General features: G+C 59.2%; 14 protein-coding genes and 1 riboswitch. Of the genes, 5 read left to right on the forward strand and 9 right to left on the reverse strand.

The features are described from left to right. Window positions 1-10 precede the first annotated feature (10 nt). Window positions 11-568 (forward strand): PqiC family protein, encoded by a 558-nt coding sequence (locus OQ460_RS20120; RefSeq protein WP_410019117.1) that lies wholly within the window; start codon window positions 11-13, stop codon window positions 566-568. A 23-nt stretch (window positions 569-591) separates the two neighbouring features. Further along, window positions 592-936: a hypothetical protein gene (locus tag OQ460_RS20125; RefSeq protein ID WP_410019118.1), complete on the forward strand. Its 345-nt coding sequence runs from the start codon at window positions 592-594 to the stop codon at window positions 934-936. A 422-nt stretch (window positions 937-1,358) separates the two neighbouring features. On the opposite strand, the gene OQ460_RS20130 is transcribed toward OQ460_RS20125, so the two are convergent. From OQ460_RS20130 to OQ460_RS20150, 5 genes are all read right to left on the reverse strand, one after another. Continuing rightward, complete coding sequence (locus OQ460_RS20130; RefSeq protein WP_410022064.1) at window positions 1,359-4,097, reverse strand: LuxR C-terminal-related transcriptional regulator; 2,739 nt, start codon at window positions 4,095-4,097, stop codon at window positions 1,359-1,361. 268 nt (window positions 4,098-4,365) lie between these two features. Then, window positions 4,366-5,730 carry a DUF1329 domain-containing protein gene (locus OQ460_RS20135; RefSeq protein ID WP_410019119.1) on the reverse strand — a complete coding sequence of 455 codons (1,365 nt, stop codon included), beginning with the start codon at window positions 5,728-5,730 and terminating at the stop codon, window positions 4,366-4,368. A gap of 43 nt (window positions 5,731-5,773) precedes the next feature. After that, on the reverse strand, window positions 5,774-7,633 hold the full coding sequence (locus tag OQ460_RS20140; RefSeq protein WP_410019120.1) for a DUF1302 domain-containing protein: 1,860 nt from the start codon (window positions 7,631-7,633) through the stop codon (window positions 5,774-5,776). Between the two features lie 335 nt (window positions 7,634-7,968). Next, on the reverse strand, window positions 7,969-9,651 hold the full coding sequence (locus tag OQ460_RS20145; RefSeq protein WP_410019121.1) for a fatty acid--CoA ligase: 1,683 nt from the start codon (window positions 9,649-9,651) through the stop codon (window positions 7,969-7,971). A 145-nt stretch (window positions 9,652-9,796) separates the two neighbouring features. Continuing rightward, window positions 9,797-10,426, reverse strand: coding sequence for a LysE family translocator (locus tag OQ460_RS20150; protein WP_410019122.1), 630 nt, complete (start codon window positions 10,424-10,426; stop codon window positions 9,797-9,799). 84 nt (window positions 10,427-10,510) lie between these two features. On the opposite strand from OQ460_RS20150, the gene OQ460_RS20155 reads away from it, so the two are divergent. The 3 genes from OQ460_RS20155 to OQ460_RS20165 all read left to right on the forward strand — a co-directional run bounded on the left by OQ460_RS20155 (window position 10,511) and on the right by OQ460_RS20165 (window position 13,352). Next, window positions 10,511-11,476: a 2-hydroxyacid dehydrogenase gene (locus tag OQ460_RS20155; RefSeq protein ID WP_410019123.1), complete on the forward strand. Its 966-nt coding sequence runs from the start codon at window positions 10,511-10,513 to the stop codon at window positions 11,474-11,476. A gap of 31 nt (window positions 11,477-11,507) precedes the next feature. Then, window positions 11,508-12,506 (forward strand): methyltransferase, encoded by a 999-nt coding sequence (locus OQ460_RS20160; protein ID WP_410019124.1) that lies wholly within the window; start codon window positions 11,508-11,510, stop codon window positions 12,504-12,506. Window positions 12,507-12,557: 51 nt separating this feature from the next. Continuing rightward, window positions 12,558-12,677: riboswitch (yybP-ykoY riboswitch) on the forward strand. 90 nt (window positions 12,678-12,767) lie between these two features. Beyond that, window positions 12,768-13,352 (forward strand): TMEM165/GDT1 family protein, encoded by a 585-nt coding sequence (locus OQ460_RS20165; protein WP_410022065.1) that lies wholly within the window; start codon window positions 12,768-12,770, stop codon window positions 13,350-13,352. Between the two features lie 71 nt (window positions 13,353-13,423). Here the strand turns inward: OQ460_RS20165 and OQ460_RS20170 are convergent, their stop codons facing one another. The 4 genes from OQ460_RS20170 to OQ460_RS20185 all read right to left on the reverse strand — a co-directional run bounded on the left by OQ460_RS20170 (window position 13,424) and on the right by OQ460_RS20185 (window position 15,516). After that, window positions 13,424-14,242: a M48 family metallopeptidase gene (locus OQ460_RS20170; RefSeq protein ID WP_410019125.1), complete on the reverse strand. Its 819-nt coding sequence runs from the start codon at window positions 14,240-14,242 to the stop codon at window positions 13,424-13,426. 164 nt (window positions 14,243-14,406) lie between these two features. Then, window positions 14,407-15,027, reverse strand: coding sequence for an SOS response-associated peptidase (locus tag OQ460_RS20175; RefSeq protein ID WP_410019126.1), 621 nt, complete (start codon window positions 15,025-15,027; stop codon window positions 14,407-14,409). A gap of 36 nt (window positions 15,028-15,063) precedes the next feature. Continuing rightward, window positions 15,064-15,324, reverse strand: a complete 261-nt coding sequence (locus OQ460_RS20180) for a putative signal transducing protein (RefSeq protein WP_410019127.1) — start codon at window positions 15,322-15,324, stop codon at window positions 15,064-15,066. 9 nt (window positions 15,325-15,333) lie between these two features. After that, the gene (locus OQ460_RS20185) at window positions 15,334-15,516 is read right to left on the reverse strand and encodes a CPXCG motif-containing cysteine-rich protein (RefSeq protein WP_410019128.1); all 183 of its coding nucleotides are present in this window, start codon (window positions 15,514-15,516) and stop codon (window positions 15,334-15,336) included. Between the last annotated feature and the right edge of the window lie 120 nt (window positions 15,517-15,636).

A 15,636-nucleotide genomic window follows, 5' to 3' on the forward strand; every position in this document is an offset into this window, starting at 1 on the left:
AGTAACTGCCATGGTTTTCTCGTCAAGAGTCACGCTGGTCATTACCGGGCTATTGCTGCTCAGCGCCTGCCGCAGTGAACCGATCCAGTTCCATACCCTGACTCCCGTGAGCGCGGCCACGCCACCACAGGGTGCGGAGATTCGCATTGAAAGCATCAGTGTTCCGCCCCAGGTCGACCGACCGCAGGTGGTAATCCGCCAGGGTGACAGTGGTGTGGCGATTCTTGAAACCCAGTGGTGGGCCGCCAGCCTGGTGGATGAGTTGCGCAGCGCCCTGGCCGATCAACTGAGCAGCAGCAACCCTCGACATAGTGTGTCGGTGCGCCTGGACGTGCAGCGTTTTGACTCGATTCCCGGCCAGTACGCGCTGCTTGATGTCAAATGGCGCCTTCGCCAGAGCCCAGCCAGCAAGAGCCCGCTGCTGACCTGCCGAACAGTTTTGCAATCGCCTTCGGGCCAAGGCATCGATGAACTGGTGATTGCCCATCAAAACAACGTCAGACGACTGGCCACCGTGATCAATCAGGCTGCAGACCGTGGGGCGGCGGATTGCCCTGCCTCCCAGTGAACAGTGATCCGACGGAGTAAGCCATGCACAAGATCTGGAAGCGCTATATACATCTACTGGACAACGACCTGTGTACGAAGATCTTCGACAATGTAAAGAACCTGCTGGTCTGCGCCCTGCTTTTTGCCGCAGGGACCGACGTGCTGAGTGGAAGCTATGAGCTTTTCCTCGGGGTCCTGGCATCCAGCCTTGCAGGATTGGGCCTGATCATAGTGTCTACCCTGCTGATGCTGCTGAATATCAGCGATGGCATTCGCAGGCTTGCCAGGCTGCGTTATCACCTGGTGCTGCAGATATTGCTGCTTCTGACCTATGTCTTGATCGCAGGACGGGTGGTGGAGATCGTCTGGAACTTTCGATCACTTTGAAAAGCAGGATCCCCCCAAGACGGTATAGCGATTTCAGGTCCGTGGAGAGGCAGGAAGCACGACACACGTCTCGGAACATTGGGCGCACCGCTTAAGTACCCGAATCGCACACTCGTACTGAATATCCAGGATGGTGTCTACCCGTTCCCCTACAACGCGTGCTGAATCAGCATCGGTAACCTGCTACCAATGCACTGCAGAAATCACCTGTACGCCGAAAATGCTGAGCATGGTCAATCACATAGGAGTCAGTGATCATGGGGAAGACGGCACGGATTTTCGATACGGCCTGGGCCTGGAACTGGTGCAATGGTTAAGCGATAAGCTCGGCTGGAGGCTCCAATACCAGAACGAAGAACAGTGTTTCATCGTGATATTGGAATTCTTCCCAAGCGTCCCTCGTGCCGTGCCCCAAGACAACTTTAGCCAATAAGTCCCAACGCTTGCGCCCGGGCCACAGCCTGAGTGCGACGCTCGACGCCAAGCTTGCTGTTGATATGGCTGGCGTGGGTCTTGACCGTATGCAGGGAGATAAACAACTGATTGCTGATCTCCTGGTTTGAAAAACCCTGCGCGATCAATTGCAGCACCGCCACCTCTCGCACGCTCAACGTTTCACTGGTATGCCCAGGGTCACTCGACACCCGTGGCACGACGGTCGGTAAAAGCGCACATAGGCTTTGGCTCAACAGGTTATTTGGTGCCTGGTCCAATTGCTCGCGCGTCCAGTCGGGATAATGCTCCAAAATCCGCTGAAAGGGTTGCAATGCACCGCCCGCAGCTGCTTGCAAGGCCTGAGCGAAAACCGGGCGGGCCAACGTGGCCTGGCCCTCACCCAGCAGTAACGATACCTGTTGCGTGAGGGCCATCACCGCAACCATCTGCCGACCATTGGCCTTGGATTGGCAAGCCAACGCTTCAAGCCGGTGCCGTGCCGCTTCGGGTTGCCCGCGAATGGCATCCAACGCCGCTTGTTGCAGTTCGATATGTTGCGCCAGTTGCGGATGAAACTCCGGAGCAGCGGCGGCCTGTTCGCCGCTATAGGTCTGCCCCAATCGCGTCAGCCAGGCACCGGCCAGGTCGGTGCGTCCTTGAGCCAGCCACAGCTCACACTTGATCAGGGTGATCATGGCCAGATAGTAAATCGGTGGCACGTCCCAGATGTGCATCAGCCGCTCCACCTCGGCCAACTCGGCAAAGGCCTTGGGGAAATCGCCACGACGCCCCTCATGATTGGCGATGACACAATGGCCGATCAGCACACTGATGTCGCGGCAGGCACGTGCTTCGGCAATCCCCGCCCGTAAGCGCAACATGCCGGTCTCGGGTTGGCTGCGCATCAGCAGTAAAAAGCCCTCATACGACGTCAGGCGGGCGCGCACTGCATACAGACGCTGGGGTGCCAGGCCATGCAAGCGTTGCAGCCCTTCACGCACTTCGTCCAATGAGCGCAGGATTTCACCACGGGCGTGCAGCACTCGCGCTCGGTCATAGTGCGCCAACGCCTCGAACAACGGGTTTCCGACCCGCTGCGCCAACTCCAGAGACTCGCGATTCAAGCCACGGGCCCGCCACAGGTCGGCGTCTGCAATGGCCAGGTTAGACAGCGTCGACAAACACATCAGCCGCTGGCCATAACGTTTCTGCGGCAGGCTTTCCAACGCCTCGCTGCAATACAACTGAGTCAGTTCGCGGTCTCCGCGCCCACGGGCGATAATTCCGCTAAGGGCCAACCATTGGGCCAGCATCGATTTCTGCGCTGTGGCCGAAGGCGCCGGCAGAAATCGACTGAGATGACTGGACAATTCTTGCGCCGCATCCAACTGGCACGCCAGCCCAAGGGCCCAACTGTAGAGCACGATCAAGCGCGGCGTGCTGATCAACAGGCTATCGGGCAAATCCATTTTCCAGCGCAACAGCATGCCCACGTTTTGCTCGGCCAACAGTTGCTCTTCGGATAGGTTTTGCACCAGGTTCGCCGCCACATCCAGATGGCCGGCGCGCAGTGCCTGTTCAACCGCCTCATCCAGCAGCCCTTGGGCATTGAACCAGCGGCACGCGCGCAGGTGCAGGGTGGCAGCGGGCAACATCGCGTTCGCCGAGCGGCGTGTGCGCAGCAGATCGGAAAACAGATGGTGATAACGGTACCAATGGCCCTGCTCGTCCAGCGGTACCAGGAATACTTGATGGGATTGCAGGTAGCGCAGGATCTCCGCGCTGTCATGGGCCTCGCGTATCGCGTCACACAGTTCGCTGCAAAAACGCTCCTGAGAGGCCGTATCGTAGAGAAAACCCTGGACTTCCGGCGGCAGGCAATCGATCACCTCCTCCAACAGATAATCGCGGATAAGCCCTTCGCCACCATTCAAGCCTTGAGGCAAATCCGCCTGATTGCCTGCTTCGGAGGCTGCCAGCAACCAGAAGCGCAGGCCGGCGACCCAACCTTCGCTACGGCGAATCAGATTATCCAATGCTTCGCCACGCAATGAGCTGCTGTGGCGGTCAAGCAACGCCAGCGACTCATCGCGAGTCAGGCGCAGGTCATGCTCATGCAGCTCCAGCAGATGCCTGGAAAGGCGCAGCCGCGCCAGGTGCCAGTCCGGGCGCTGGCGACTGGTGACCAGCACCAGCAGGCCGTCGGGCAAATGATTGAGGAAAAATTGCAGGCAACGGTCCAACACCGGCCCCTGGGCCAGATGATAATCATCCAATACCAACAATAAGGGTGCGCGCGTGGACAAGTGAACCGTCAACTCGTCAAGCAAACCATCCAGCCATTCTTCAAAGGCAAACGGTTGATGGCGCTGACGCATCTTCAACAGGCCTAATGCCTGGGCGCCCAACTGCGGGAAATATTGCTGAAGACCATCGAGCAGGCGCTCCAGGAATCGCCCAGGATCGCTGTCCCGAGCGCTGAGTCCCAGCCACAGGCTTTGCCAATGAGCAGGAAGACTCTGGCAAAACTCCACTGCCAGCGAACTCTTGCCAAACCCGGCCGGCGCGCTGACCAGCAATAGCCGCCCCTCCAGGCCCGCGCCCAGACGCTCGCACAGGCGCGGTCGCAACACGTAGCCATCGGGCAGTGGGGGTCGATAGAAGCGCTCTTCCAGGGCGGGAACTACCGCACTGGCAGGCCCTTGGATTCGGGACAGATCAGTCATCGCCGGGCTCTTGTAGAAGGCTGTGGTCGGCATTGCAGATGTCCGCAGACTAGCGGTAAAAGCGAGTGCTTTGTAGATCTTTGCAACAATTAGCTGAAAAAGACTACAACAAGAAATATCCGGGAACGCTCCCGATATCCCTGAAACAAATATGGGAGCGGGCTTGCTCGCGATGGTAGTGAATCAGTCTCCAGATTTATTGACTGATCCACCTTCTCCGCGAGCAAACCCGCTCCCACTACGAGGATGCGGCCTCGTTTACAACAGGTTAGCGAACCCCGTCCTGGCGCAAGGCCGCCGGGGTGAAGTCGCTGGTGGTAGCCGTGAAGCCGAAGTCATACGCTTTTTTCTCTTCGTTCTTCATACCCAGTGCCAAGTAGCGGCCGGACTGCAAGTCGTAGAGGGTTTCCAGGGCGTACCACGGTACTTGCTTGTCGTAGTAGTTTTCGCCGTGAGCTTCAGCCACACGCCACAATTGGCCACGACCATCGTAATGATCGATCACCGCAGCCTGCCAGGTGTCTTCGTCGATATAGAAGTCACGCTTGGCATAGATGTGGCGCTGACCTTCCTTCAGGGTCGCAACCACGTGCCAGACGCGGCGCAACTCATAACGCGCCAGATCCTGGTTGATGTGGCCGGCCTTGATGATGTCGGCGTACTTGAGCTTCGGATCGTCGAGCTTGTAGCTGTTGGAGGCGATGTAGATTTCCTTCTTGCCTTCCAGTTTCCAGTCGTAGCGATCCGGCGCACCGTTGTACATGTCGAGGTTATCGGAGGTACGCAGGCCGTCGGCTGCGGTGCCAGGGCCGTCATAGGAAACTTGCGGTGCGCGGCGCACACGGCGCTGACCCGCGTTGTAGACCCAGGCTGCACGCGGCTCCTTAACCTGGTCGAGGGTTTCGTGTACCAGCAGCACACCACCGGCCAGACGCGCCGGAGCGGTCACTTTCTGCTTGAAGTAAAACAGGATATTGCCCGGATTGGCCGGATTGTAATCCTTCATCTTGTCGCGAAACACAAACTGATCCTGGAAATACACCAGGCTGTAAGAGCCATTGGCCTGCGGCGTAGCCTGGGTCACCAGGCGCGTCACACTGCCGCCGCGATAGCGCGTGATGTGGTTCCAGATGACTTCGACGCCACTTTTAGGGATTGGGAACGGGATCGCGGTCTCGAAATTTTCCAGGCCGTTGCCGCCGCCAACCAGATTGGTAGTGGTGGCGTTCTTCTTGATGGAGGCGAACACTTCAGCAGGCACGGTAGCGCCACGATGCGTGGTGTACACCGGCATCTTGAAGGTTTCGGGGTAGCGCTTGAACATCGCGTACTGCCCCGGCGCCAGCTTGTCTTTGTACTGTTCGACGTTCTGCGCGGTGATGATGAACTGCGGTTGCTCGCTGGCATACGGGTTGGCCAGGAAACCCTTGGCATCCACGGCGCCGGCGTTGGTTGGCAGCGCTTTCCAGGCAGGAATGGTGCCGGCAGCGTTACCGGCCATTTCCGCGCCCATCGGCGTCAGTGTAGTTCCCAGCTTGACGGCTTCATCCGCCGAGACTGCCGCCATGACGCTGCTGGCCATGATCGACAGTCCTAGCACACCCACGTGCAACAGACTTTTGGTTATTTTCATGTTCTGGACTTCCTGAAAATACGTACTGCTTGAAAGAGTGTGCTTAGAAGTTGACGCCGGCGCTTAAAGCGACGAAATCGCGGTCATCCGTCGTGCTGAAGTCGCCACCAAAGAAGTTGGTGTAGTTCAGGCTGACGGTGTAAGTGTTCTGATACTCCGCATCGACACCCAGGCTGACAGCCTTGCGACCCTCTTCAAAGTTGGCACCAGGACCTGGCGAGTAACCTTTCACGTCATGGGACCATGCCACGCTAGGCTTGAGGTTGACCCCAGCAAAGACGTCTGGATATTCCCAGATTGCACGGGCGCGATAGCCCCAGGAAGTGGAGGTAGTGAAGCCGTCATTGTTGCAGTTGGTGTTCAGACCGCCAGCGTTTGGCAGACCGGCGCCGTTGGCGGTGGAGTTATTGAGCGCATTGCAGAACCCACCTGGCAGCTCGCCTGGACCGAACACTGGGTCACGGCCATAACGGGCCTCGGACCTGCTTTCCAGGCCGCCCACGCGTGTTACACCGATTTCACCGACGGTAGTCAAGCGGCTCGCACCCATGACCTGATCGAAGAAGTGCGTGAAGGTAGTCTGGAACTGGGTAATTTCCTTGCGGTTGTAGCCATGCAAATCCTGACCCGGCGAGCCTTTGAGCACTGAAGCGTTGCCATAACCGGGTATCGGTGTAACACCGGCGAACAGAATGTCGGTAGTACTCAATTGCACCGGAGCGTTTGGCCGGTAGCTCAACTCACCGCTCCAGGCGGTGCCGGTAGGCAGCATGGTGGAAAAGCTCAAGCCATAAAGGCGGATATCTTCCGGATACTCGACGAAGTAGTTGGAACTACCAGCAACGATCAATGGGCGCAATGCTCCCAGCGGCCCCAGCGGACGAGTGAAGGCCGCGGATGGCGCACCCTGCGCACTGAAAATCGGCGCACGGCTGTGGTAATTCATGAAGTAGGCGCCGAACTCGGTATCCAGCGGTTCAAAGTTGTAGCGCATGGCTACGCCGAACTGGCCACTGTCGCGCGCATCCCGATCCGGGCCACGCCGTACCAACACACCCTCGTCATTGACATCCACACCCAATGCACCGAGCGTCGGCAACGCAGCGCCTGGGATGGTCGAGCGCTTGTTCAGAACACGCAAGTTATCGCTGCAGCCATCGGAAATCACATCCGGCTGGGAGAAGAACGTGCCGCAGTTATCAGTGACCGTCTGGTCCCACTCCAACTGGTAGAAGGCTTCCGCCGACAGGTTGTCGGTCAACGACTGCGACACATAGAACATGTTGACCGGAATCAGGCCTTCCTTGATCTCCGCCCCCGGACGACGGAATGCGGATACGTCGATCGGGTTGACGGAGTTGATACCGCCGCCGATGAACGTACTTTCCCCCCAGCTCACCACCTGCTTGCCAAAGCGCACCGAACCCGGGGCATCGGCGATGGAGTAGTTGTGGTAGATGAACGCATCGAGAATCTGCCCGCCCGAGGACTTGGCACCCTCTTTGCGGTTGTTGTCGCTGATGTCCTTGAACTGACGACCTTCGTCCTTGAGTTCAAAGTCATACCAGTATTTACCGCGTACAAACACGCCGGTATCGCCGTATTTCAGCTCCAGGTCATGGATACCCTTGAAGATCTTCGAAAACGTCTCCCCACGCTTGAAGTTCAAATGGCTGTCATCGGAGGTCTGGGACAAACCGTTGCCGCCGTTGTTGGCGCCGATCAGGTCCTTGTTGGGCTTGGACGTGCCCCAACTGGCGCCCACCGACAGGGACGAATCGAAGCTGCCTTCGATTTCACCGATGTTGAAACTGACGCCGAATGCGGGCCCGGCGAGGGTCGAGGCAAGACTGACCGCCAGGGGCAATCTCGCCCGGCGCCAGAACTGGTTTACTGAGGTCATCGACGCTACTCCATGTGCACTTTATTGTTATGGCAGCGAGCCCTTTCAAACATGCTTGTAACGGCCGGGACACAACGATCCCAAGGCCGGACGAGCGTCGAACCACCATGGCCCGCAACGCCGCACTCTTGAAAAACTCTCGGAGGAACTATAGCCAGCAGGGGGTATCGCTTGATCCCTCTAAAGTGTGATTTGCATCACCAACCCGTCTGCCACAGTCCTTTCGCCACGCCAGCAAGGGCTGACGCGAAAGAGGATGGCTGAAAATCGCTAAATAACAAGTCAAAGGCTTGTAATAGAGCGCTGCCGCACCCTCGAGGGCACGGCAGGCAACGTCAGAGTGTAGAAAGGAAGGTGCTGTTATTGGCCTGCCATTCAATGATGTCGATACGGATACGTTTCTTGTCGAGCTTGCCGACACTGGTCTTGGGAATTTCCGTAACAATGGCAATCTGACTCGGAATGGCCCACTTGCTCAAGTGGCCCTGTTCGACAAACGGCTTGAGGTGGTCCTTGAGCTCGCGGGCGCCAATTGCCTGGCCTTCACGCACCACCAGCAACGCAAACGGGCGCTCGCCCCACTGCGGATCGGCAATCCCCACCACCGCTACTTCGCGTACCGCTGGGTGACGGCTGACCAGGTCTTCGAGCGCCAGCGAAGAGATCCATTCGCCGCCGGTCTTGATCACATCCTTGATGCGGTCGCGAATGTCGATCACCCCGAAGGCATCGAGGGTGGCTACGTCGCCGGTATGCATCCAGCCGCCTTCCCAGAGCTCGGCGCTTTTTTGCGGTTCGTTGAAATACCCCTCGGTGAGCCATGGCGCACGCAGCACCAGTTCGCCCTGGGACTCACCGTCGGCCGGGAGGAAGTTGCCCTCGCCGTCGATGATGGCAGCCTCCACCAGCGGCCCCGGCACACCTGCCTTGATACGGTAGGTGGTGCGCTCATCCTCGGTGCCAGCCATTAATTCTTCGTTGAGGTGGGCACAGGACACCAGCGGCCCGGTCTCGGACATGCCATACGCAGCGGTCAACTGAATGCCACGGGCCTTGGCGGTTTCGTAGAGCGTGCGGTTCAGGGCGCTGCCACCGATGACGATTTTCCAACCGCCAAAATCCACGCCCTGGGCAGCCTTGGCGTTGAGCAGCATTTGCAGGATGGTCGGTACGCAGTGGGAGAACGTCACCTTTTCCTTGCGCCACAGTTCCACCAGATATTCGGGATCGTAGCGGCCGGGGTAGACCTGCTTGAGCCCGAGCATCGTGGCCACATAGGGCAATCCCCACGCATGCACGTGGAACATCGGCGTGATTGGCATGTAGACATCGTTAGTCCCCAGCAGCCGCACGCTGTCGACGCTGCCCATGATGGTCGCCACGCCGATGGTGTGCAGCACCAGTTGGCGATGGGTGAAATACACACCTTTGGGGTTACCGGTGGTTCCCGTGGTGTAAAACGTGGTGGCCACTGAATGCTCGTCGAAGTCCTCAAAGGTGTACTGGGGGCTGGCGGCGGCCAGCAATTGCTCGTACTCGCCGACCAGGCCGGGCAGGTCGGCGGTTTTTTCCTCGCCATCGGTCAACAACAGGGTGTTGTTGACGGTGGTCAGTTGACCAGCGATGGCTTGATAGAGCCCGACGAATTCAGCGTTGACCAGTACGAAACGGTCTTGGGCATGGTTCATCGTGTAGAGAATCTGTTCCGGCGACAGACGCACGTTGATGGTGTGGACCACCGCGCCAATCATCGGGATCGCAAACATGCACTCCAGGTAACGATGGCTGTCCCAGTCCATCACTGCCACGGTGTCACCCGCCTTGACTCCGGCTTCGGTCAGCACATTGGCCAGGCGGGCGACACGCTCGATGAGGGTCGGATAGGTGTAGCGCAACTGGTCGCGATAGACGATTTCCCGGGTTTTCTCGTAGCGTACGCCAGACATCAACAGGCGCTTGATCAACAGCGGATACTGGTACGCACCTTTGGCGGGCGCAATGACACGAGTCTGCAACATACGAATCCCTTTTATGACTGCACGGTCTTGGCTAAAGGATTTGCACTTTAGAGACCTTGCGCGCCGGCCAAATCAGCCGAAGGAATGATTTGCAGATCCCAGCCAGTGCTAGCCACAAGCCAGCACTGGCCGATTTACTGCACAACTAGCGATCGGTGAAAGCCAGCTTTACCCCAATGGCAATTAACACCGCGCCCATGGTCCGGTCGAACCAGTGGCCCATGCGTGCAAACCCTGCGCGAACCCGTTGCTGGCTGAACAGCATGGCCACCAGGCAAAACCAGGCCGCCGTCGCAGTCGCCAGGTACACCCCGTAACCGGCCTGGATCGCCAATGGTGTATGGGGGTTGATCACTACCGTGAACAACGACAGGAAAAACAGCGTGGCCTTGGGGTTCAAGCCATTGGTGACGAAACCCGAGGTAAATGCGCCACGAGCGGTGCGCTCGCCGACTTCCCGGTGCAAGTCCTCTTCGCCCGCTGGCTTGGCCGGTTGCGCGCGCAGGGCCTTGAAGCCGATGTACAGCAAGTAAGCTGCTGCTGCCCACTTCAATGCATTGAACAGCACGATGGACTGGGACACGATCAAGCCAATACCGAGCAATGAGTAGCCTACGTGCAGGAAAATCGCCGATCCGACACCCAACGCCGTCCACGTGCCTGCGCGGCGCCCATGAGTCACGCTCTCGCGCACCACCACGGCAAAGTCCGGCCCAGGGCTGGCCACTGCCAGCAAGTGAATCAGAACCACGGTCAAGAACTCAGTGAGGTACATGCACACTCCAGGAAGTAACTGATTATTTCATCTGATAGGCTCAGCAGATTACGCCTTCAAACCCAGTCGCAAAAGGTACAGTTGATGACGAACAATCGCCACGCCGTCTTCCTCGATCACTCTTCCCTGGACCTGGGAGATCTGGACTTGAGCCTGCTGCGGGAAAGCTTCAGCGAACTGCAGCTGTGCCAGCAGACCACCTCGGATCAAGTCATTGAACGCCTGCAAGGCGTGCAAGTGGCGATCAGTAACAAGATCCTGCTGGACGCCAAGACCCTGGCGGCCTGCCCCGAACTGAAACTGATCCTGATTGCCGCCACCGGCACCAACAACGTCGACCTGGCCGCCGCCCGCGCCCGGGGCATTACCGTGAGTAACTGCCAGGGCTACGGCACGCCATCGGTGGCACAGCATACGATCATGCTGCTGCTCAACCTCGCCACACGCTTGAAGGATTACCAGAAAGACGTCGATGCGGGCCTGTGGCAGCAGGCCAGGCAGTTCTGCCTGCTGGACTACCCGATTGTCGAGCTGGAAGGTAAAACCCTTGGCCTGCTTGGCCACGGCGAGTTGGGCGGCGCCGTCGCGCGCCTGGCCGAAGCCTTTGGCATGCGCGTGCTGCTGGGGGCAATTCCCGGCCGCCCGGCACGGGCTGACCGTGTACCACTGGATGAGTTGCTGCCACAGATCGACGCCCTGACCCTGCACTGCCCACTGAATGAGCACACGCGCCATTTTATCGGTGCTCGCGAACTGGCACTGCTCAAGCCCGGCGCATTCGTGGTCAATACCGCACGCGGTGGTTTGATCGACGAACAGGCCCTGGCAGACGCATTACGCAATGGTCATCTGGGCGGTGCGGCTACCGACGTGCTGAGCGTCGAGCCACCCACCGCCGGCAATCCACTGCTGGCCGCCGATATCCCGCGGCTGATCGTGACCCCTCACAGCGCCTGGGGCAGCCGTGAAGCCAGGCAGCGAATCGTCGGGCAATTGACCGAAAACGCCCAGGGCTTTTTCAGCGGTACACCGCAGCGCGTCGTCAGTTGATAAACTGCGCTCCTTTTTCAGGGAGCAGACCATGGATCCGCGCAGTGAAGTACTGCTTCGCCAGGCCGAACTTTTTCAAGGCAACCTGCTGTTGGCCGGCTTGCCCGCCGACGACCTGCTCGGGCGCCTGCCCAACGCCCACGGTTGGTGCTGGCATGCCGGCGATCAGGCTGCGCTGGACGCACGTTTCGCCGAGCGCAGCCATTTCGGAGTGAATGTCCCTGCGGCGGCATTCGATTCGGCGGTAGTGTTTCTCCCCAAGTCCAAGGACCTGGCCGACTACATCATCAAATCCGTAGCCGCGCGCCTGCCCGGTGCCGAGATGTTTCTGGTCGGAGAAAAACGTGGCGGTATCGAGAGTGCTGCAAAACAGCTGAACGCCTTCGGCAAACCGCGCAAGCTGGACAACGCGCGGCATTGCCAATTGTGGCAAGTCACCGTGGGCAACGCCCCGGCGGCGCCGGACCTGGAAAGCCTGGCCCAAGTGTTTGAGGTACCAATGGCCGATGGGCCGCTCAAAGTGGTCAGCCTGCCTGGTGTATTCAGCCATGGCCGCCTGGATCGAGGTACTGCGTTGCTCCTTGAGCATCTGGACAAACTGCCCAGCGGCCATCTGCTGGACTTTGGCTGCGGCGCCGGCGTGCTGGGCGCAGCGGTCAAGCGTCGCTACCCCCACAACACCGTCACATTGCTCGATGTGGATGCCTTCGCCACCGCCAGCAGCCGCCTGACCCTGGCCGCCAACGGCCTGGAAGCGCAAGTGCTGACGGGCGATGGCATCGACGCCGCGCCGATGGGCCTGGACTCGATCTTGAGCAACCCGCCGTTCCATGTCGGGGTACACACCGATTACTTCGCTACGGAAAACCTGCTGCGAAAAGCACGCCAACATCTGAAAAACGGTGGCGAACTTCGGCTGGTTGCCAATAGCTTCCTGAAATACCAACCCCTGATCGAAGAGCATCTTGGCGTATGCGCGATCAAGGCCGAAGGCCAGGGCTTTCGCATCTACCGTGCCAAGCGCGGCTGAGGGGGACTTGAAAAAGAAGGCTTGCCGAACGGGGTTTGCCAAGGCAGAATCCGCTCCGTCCTAGGGGAGTAGTCTCCCACGAGCACCATGCTCGTCCGGCATACGTCAACATACTTGGTCAGCAGACCATGGCGTATGCGACCCAGGAGTCCGCATAGACGGACCGGGGTTTGACAAGACCTATGACACGCACACCTTACCCGGGGCGGGAAGGCTGTACGTGTCATAGCCGTGTCGACCCGCCCCCTGGAAACCTACCTGATGCTGGATTCATTCCTCGTTCCAACTGCAATCGTTGCCCTGGCCGAAATCGGCGACAAGACGCAACTGCTCGCGCTCATTCTTGCTGCACGCTTTCGCAAGCCCTGGCCCATCATCGCCGGTATCGTGGCCGCGACCTTGGCCAACCACGCGGCCGCCGGTGCCGTGGGTGCCTGGTTCGGCAGCTTCTTCTCGGACGCGGTACTGCACTGGATCTTGGCCGCAAGCTTCTGCGCCACAGCGCTGTGGACCCTGGTGCCGGACAAGCTCGATGACGACGAAACCAGCACCTCGCGCAAGTTCGGTCCATTCCTGACCACGCTGATTGCATTCTTCATCGCTGAAATCGGCGACAAGACGCAAATCGCCACGGTGATGCTGGCGGCACAATATCCGGAACTATGGCTAGTGATTATCGGTACCACCGTGGGCATGCTGATTGCCAACGTGCCGGTGGTTCTGGCGGGAAATTTCGCTGCGGAGAAACTGCCATTGACCCTGATTCGGCGACTGGCGGCCTCGGCGTTTTTCATCCTGGCACTGGTTGCGGTGTACAACGCCATGCAAAGCAGCGGGTGGATCTAACCCACAACCTGCAGGAGCCCTGCTTACCGGCATCGCCGGCAGGCGGGGAACCTGCAAAGGTCAGCCGTGAATCAGGACTTTTTGGCCTGCTGATACAACGGCATCACTTTCGGAATGGCCGCCCGCAACGAAGCGATCCGGCTGTCGGATGCAGGGTGCGTACTCATGAACTCCGGTGGCGCGCCCTCCGAAGCCTTCGCCATCTTGTTCCAGAGCGTGATCGCGGCGTTCGGGTTGTAGCCCGCACGGGCCGACAATTCCAGGCCGATCAGGTCCGCTTCGTTTTCATTGCCGCGGCTGTTAGGCAAGGTCATGCCGTAGTTGGCCACGGTGTCGGCCAGCGCCAGGCTGTCCTGACCCAGGCCGAACAACGCACCGGCGCCCTGCTTGGCCATCTCGATGCCATAAGCCTTGGACATGGCTTCACGACCGTGTTCACGCAAGGCGTGGGCGATTTCATGACCCATGACCGCCGCCAACTCGTCGTCGGTCAACTTGAGGCTGTCGATCAACCCGCTGTAGACGAAGATCTTGCCGCCAGGCCCGCAGTTGGCGTTCATCTCATCGCTTTTGATCAGGTTCACCTCCCACTTCCACTGCGCGGCATCCGCCCGGAAAGTGGGCGCCTGGGCGATCAAACGCTTGGCAATGGCCTGGACACGCTTGGCGTTGGCGCTGGACTTGTCCACCAGGCCCTTGCCGCTGGCCTCGCCCAGCGTCTGCTGGTAGGACTGCGCATACATCTGGTCGACTTCCTGGCTCGACAACATGCTGAACATGTACTGCTTGCGCTCTACCCCGACAGCACCGCCGCTGGTAGTGTTGACCGATTGACAACCGGCCAGCAGCAATGCTGCGCCCAATGCACTTAACGCCAAAAGTTTCTTCATAAACGTTCTCCCTGAAAACATGATGCGTATCGTAGGCGGTCCATGGTATTGGCGCCAGATACACAGGAGATCTAACTGCCGAATTTCGGATAACGCCCACTCCGACGATCGCCCTTGCTGCTGAATCGCGCAACACACAGGACGCCGATATGACAGGCCTGGAATCACCCCGGCGTCAGGCACTCCGGAGCATTCAACTTCGGGTCATTCACCAGATTGGCCAGCACCCGCTCACGCAACACTGCGGGGTCGCTGGCCAATAGCGCCTGCAATGTGTGCAGCGGGGTCTCGGGATCAAGCCAGGCCGCCTGCCCCGCAGCGTCCAGGATCAGCGGGCGCCGCTGGTTCTGCGCAGCCTGGGTCACCACCGCCGTACTTAACCAGACCTGCTCCTGCACCGGATAAGCCTCCCAGATCGCCGCGAAGAACAGCGTCGAGCCCTCTCCTGGCGTCAACCAGTACGGTCGCTTACGCTGGGTGCCACGCCATTCGTAGAACCCGTTGGCCGGTAACAGGCAGCGGCGCTGGCGAAATGCCTCGCGAAACATCGGTTGTTCGGCCAGGGTTTCCGCGCGCGCATGGGCCGGGGTACGGGACAAGTCAGTGAGCCACGGCGGGGTCAACCCCCAGCGCGCCCGCGCCAGCGTACGCTGACCGCCGGCCTGGCGCTGGATCAACACCGAATCATTAGGGGAAATGTTCCACTGGGCTTGCTGATCTGCCGGAAACCCCGGCAGGGCGGCGAAGGCAGGATTCCAGCGAAACAGGGCATAACGTCCACACATGGGGTAACACGACTCTTGGATAAACCGGTCAACAGCCTAACAGACCAGCACGTCGGGAACGCTGTCAGAGTCATCGCCTGACACCGGTTGCGCGCCGATGTAGGCGGTAATCAGCTCGCGGGCGTAACAGGCCTGGTCGTTCTCGACCTCCAGCCCCAGCAGGCCAAATATCGGCAGTTCGCCGGTACCACCGAGCAAATGACGCCCGACCAGATGCGCATCGATACCTTCACTGGCGAGCATTTGTTGCAGCAATTCGCCTTCCATCAGATTTTCCGGCTCGTAGACTCGCTGCATGGCCGCCTCCTATTCGTTCTCATTGCTCACATAAAGCATCCATTCACCATCGTGTACCTGCAGCTCGAAGTTAATCGGCCGGCAACACACCGGACAGTCTTCTATATAGTTCTGATCGCCAGCGGACAGGTCCAGTACAGCTTCGACTGGCTCGCCACAATAAGGACAATCGTACGATTCGGTTTCCAGCATCGCGCGGTCTCCCAAGTGACTTGTGCGTATAATCGCCGGTCTATTTGCAGGGCAATTTGCGTTTGATGCCATTTGCTCGGATCGCGCCCTGTCACTTATCGATCCAAACCTTTACCTACC

It is taken from the genome of Pseudomonas imrae, assembly GCF_046352735.2.
Classification (GTDB): Bacteria; Pseudomonadota; Gammaproteobacteria; order Pseudomonadales; family Pseudomonadaceae; genus Aquipseudomonas; species Aquipseudomonas imrae.

Coding starts and splice junctions, on each gene's coding strand:
- OQ460_RS20135 (WP_410019119.1), bottom strand. CDS start 5,730: ATGAAAATAACCAAAAGTCTGTTGCACGTGGGTGTGCTAGGACTGTCG.
- OQ460_RS20185 (WP_410019128.1), bottom strand. CDS start 15,516: ATGCTGGAAACCGAATCGTACGATTGTCCTTATTGTGGCGAGCCAGTC.
- OQ460_RS20125 (WP_410019118.1), top strand. CDS start 592: ATGCACAAGATCTGGAAGCGCTATATACATCTACTGGACAACGACCTG.
- OQ460_RS20130 (WP_410022064.1), bottom strand. CDS start 4,097: ATGACTGATCTGTCCCGAATCCAAGGGCCTGCCAGTGCGGTAGTTCCC.
- OQ460_RS20180 (WP_410019127.1), bottom strand. CDS start 15,324: ATGCAGCGAGTCTACGAGCCGGAAAATCTGATGGAAGGCGAATTGCTG.
- OQ460_RS20150 (WP_410019122.1), bottom strand. CDS start 10,426: ATGTACCTCACTGAGTTCTTGACCGTGGTTCTGATTCACTTGCTGGCA.
- OQ460_RS20170 (WP_410019125.1), bottom strand. CDS start 14,242: ATGAAGAAACTTTTGGCGTTAAGTGCATTGGGCGCAGCATTGCTGCTG.
- OQ460_RS20120 (WP_410019117.1), top strand. CDS start 11: ATGGTTTTCTCGTCAAGAGTCACGCTGGTCATTACCGGGCTATTGCTG.
- OQ460_RS20145 (WP_410019121.1), bottom strand. CDS start 9,651: ATGTTGCAGACTCGTGTCATTGCGCCCGCCAAAGGTGCGTACCAGTAT.
- OQ460_RS20175 (WP_410019126.1), bottom strand. CDS start 15,027: ATGTGTGGACGTTATGCCCTGTTTCGCTGGAATCCTGCCTTCGCCGCC.
- OQ460_RS20155 (WP_410019123.1), top strand. CDS start 10,511: ATGACGAACAATCGCCACGCCGTCTTCCTCGATCACTCTTCCCTGGAC.
- OQ460_RS20160 (WP_410019124.1), top strand. CDS start 11,508: ATGGATCCGCGCAGTGAAGTACTGCTTCGCCAGGCCGAACTTTTTCAA.
- OQ460_RS20165 (WP_410022065.1), top strand. CDS start 12,768: ATGCTGGATTCATTCCTCGTTCCAACTGCAATCGTTGCCCTGGCCGAA.
- OQ460_RS20140 (WP_410019120.1), bottom strand. CDS start 7,633: ATGACCTCAGTAAACCAGTTCTGGCGCCGGGCGAGATTGCCCCTGGCG.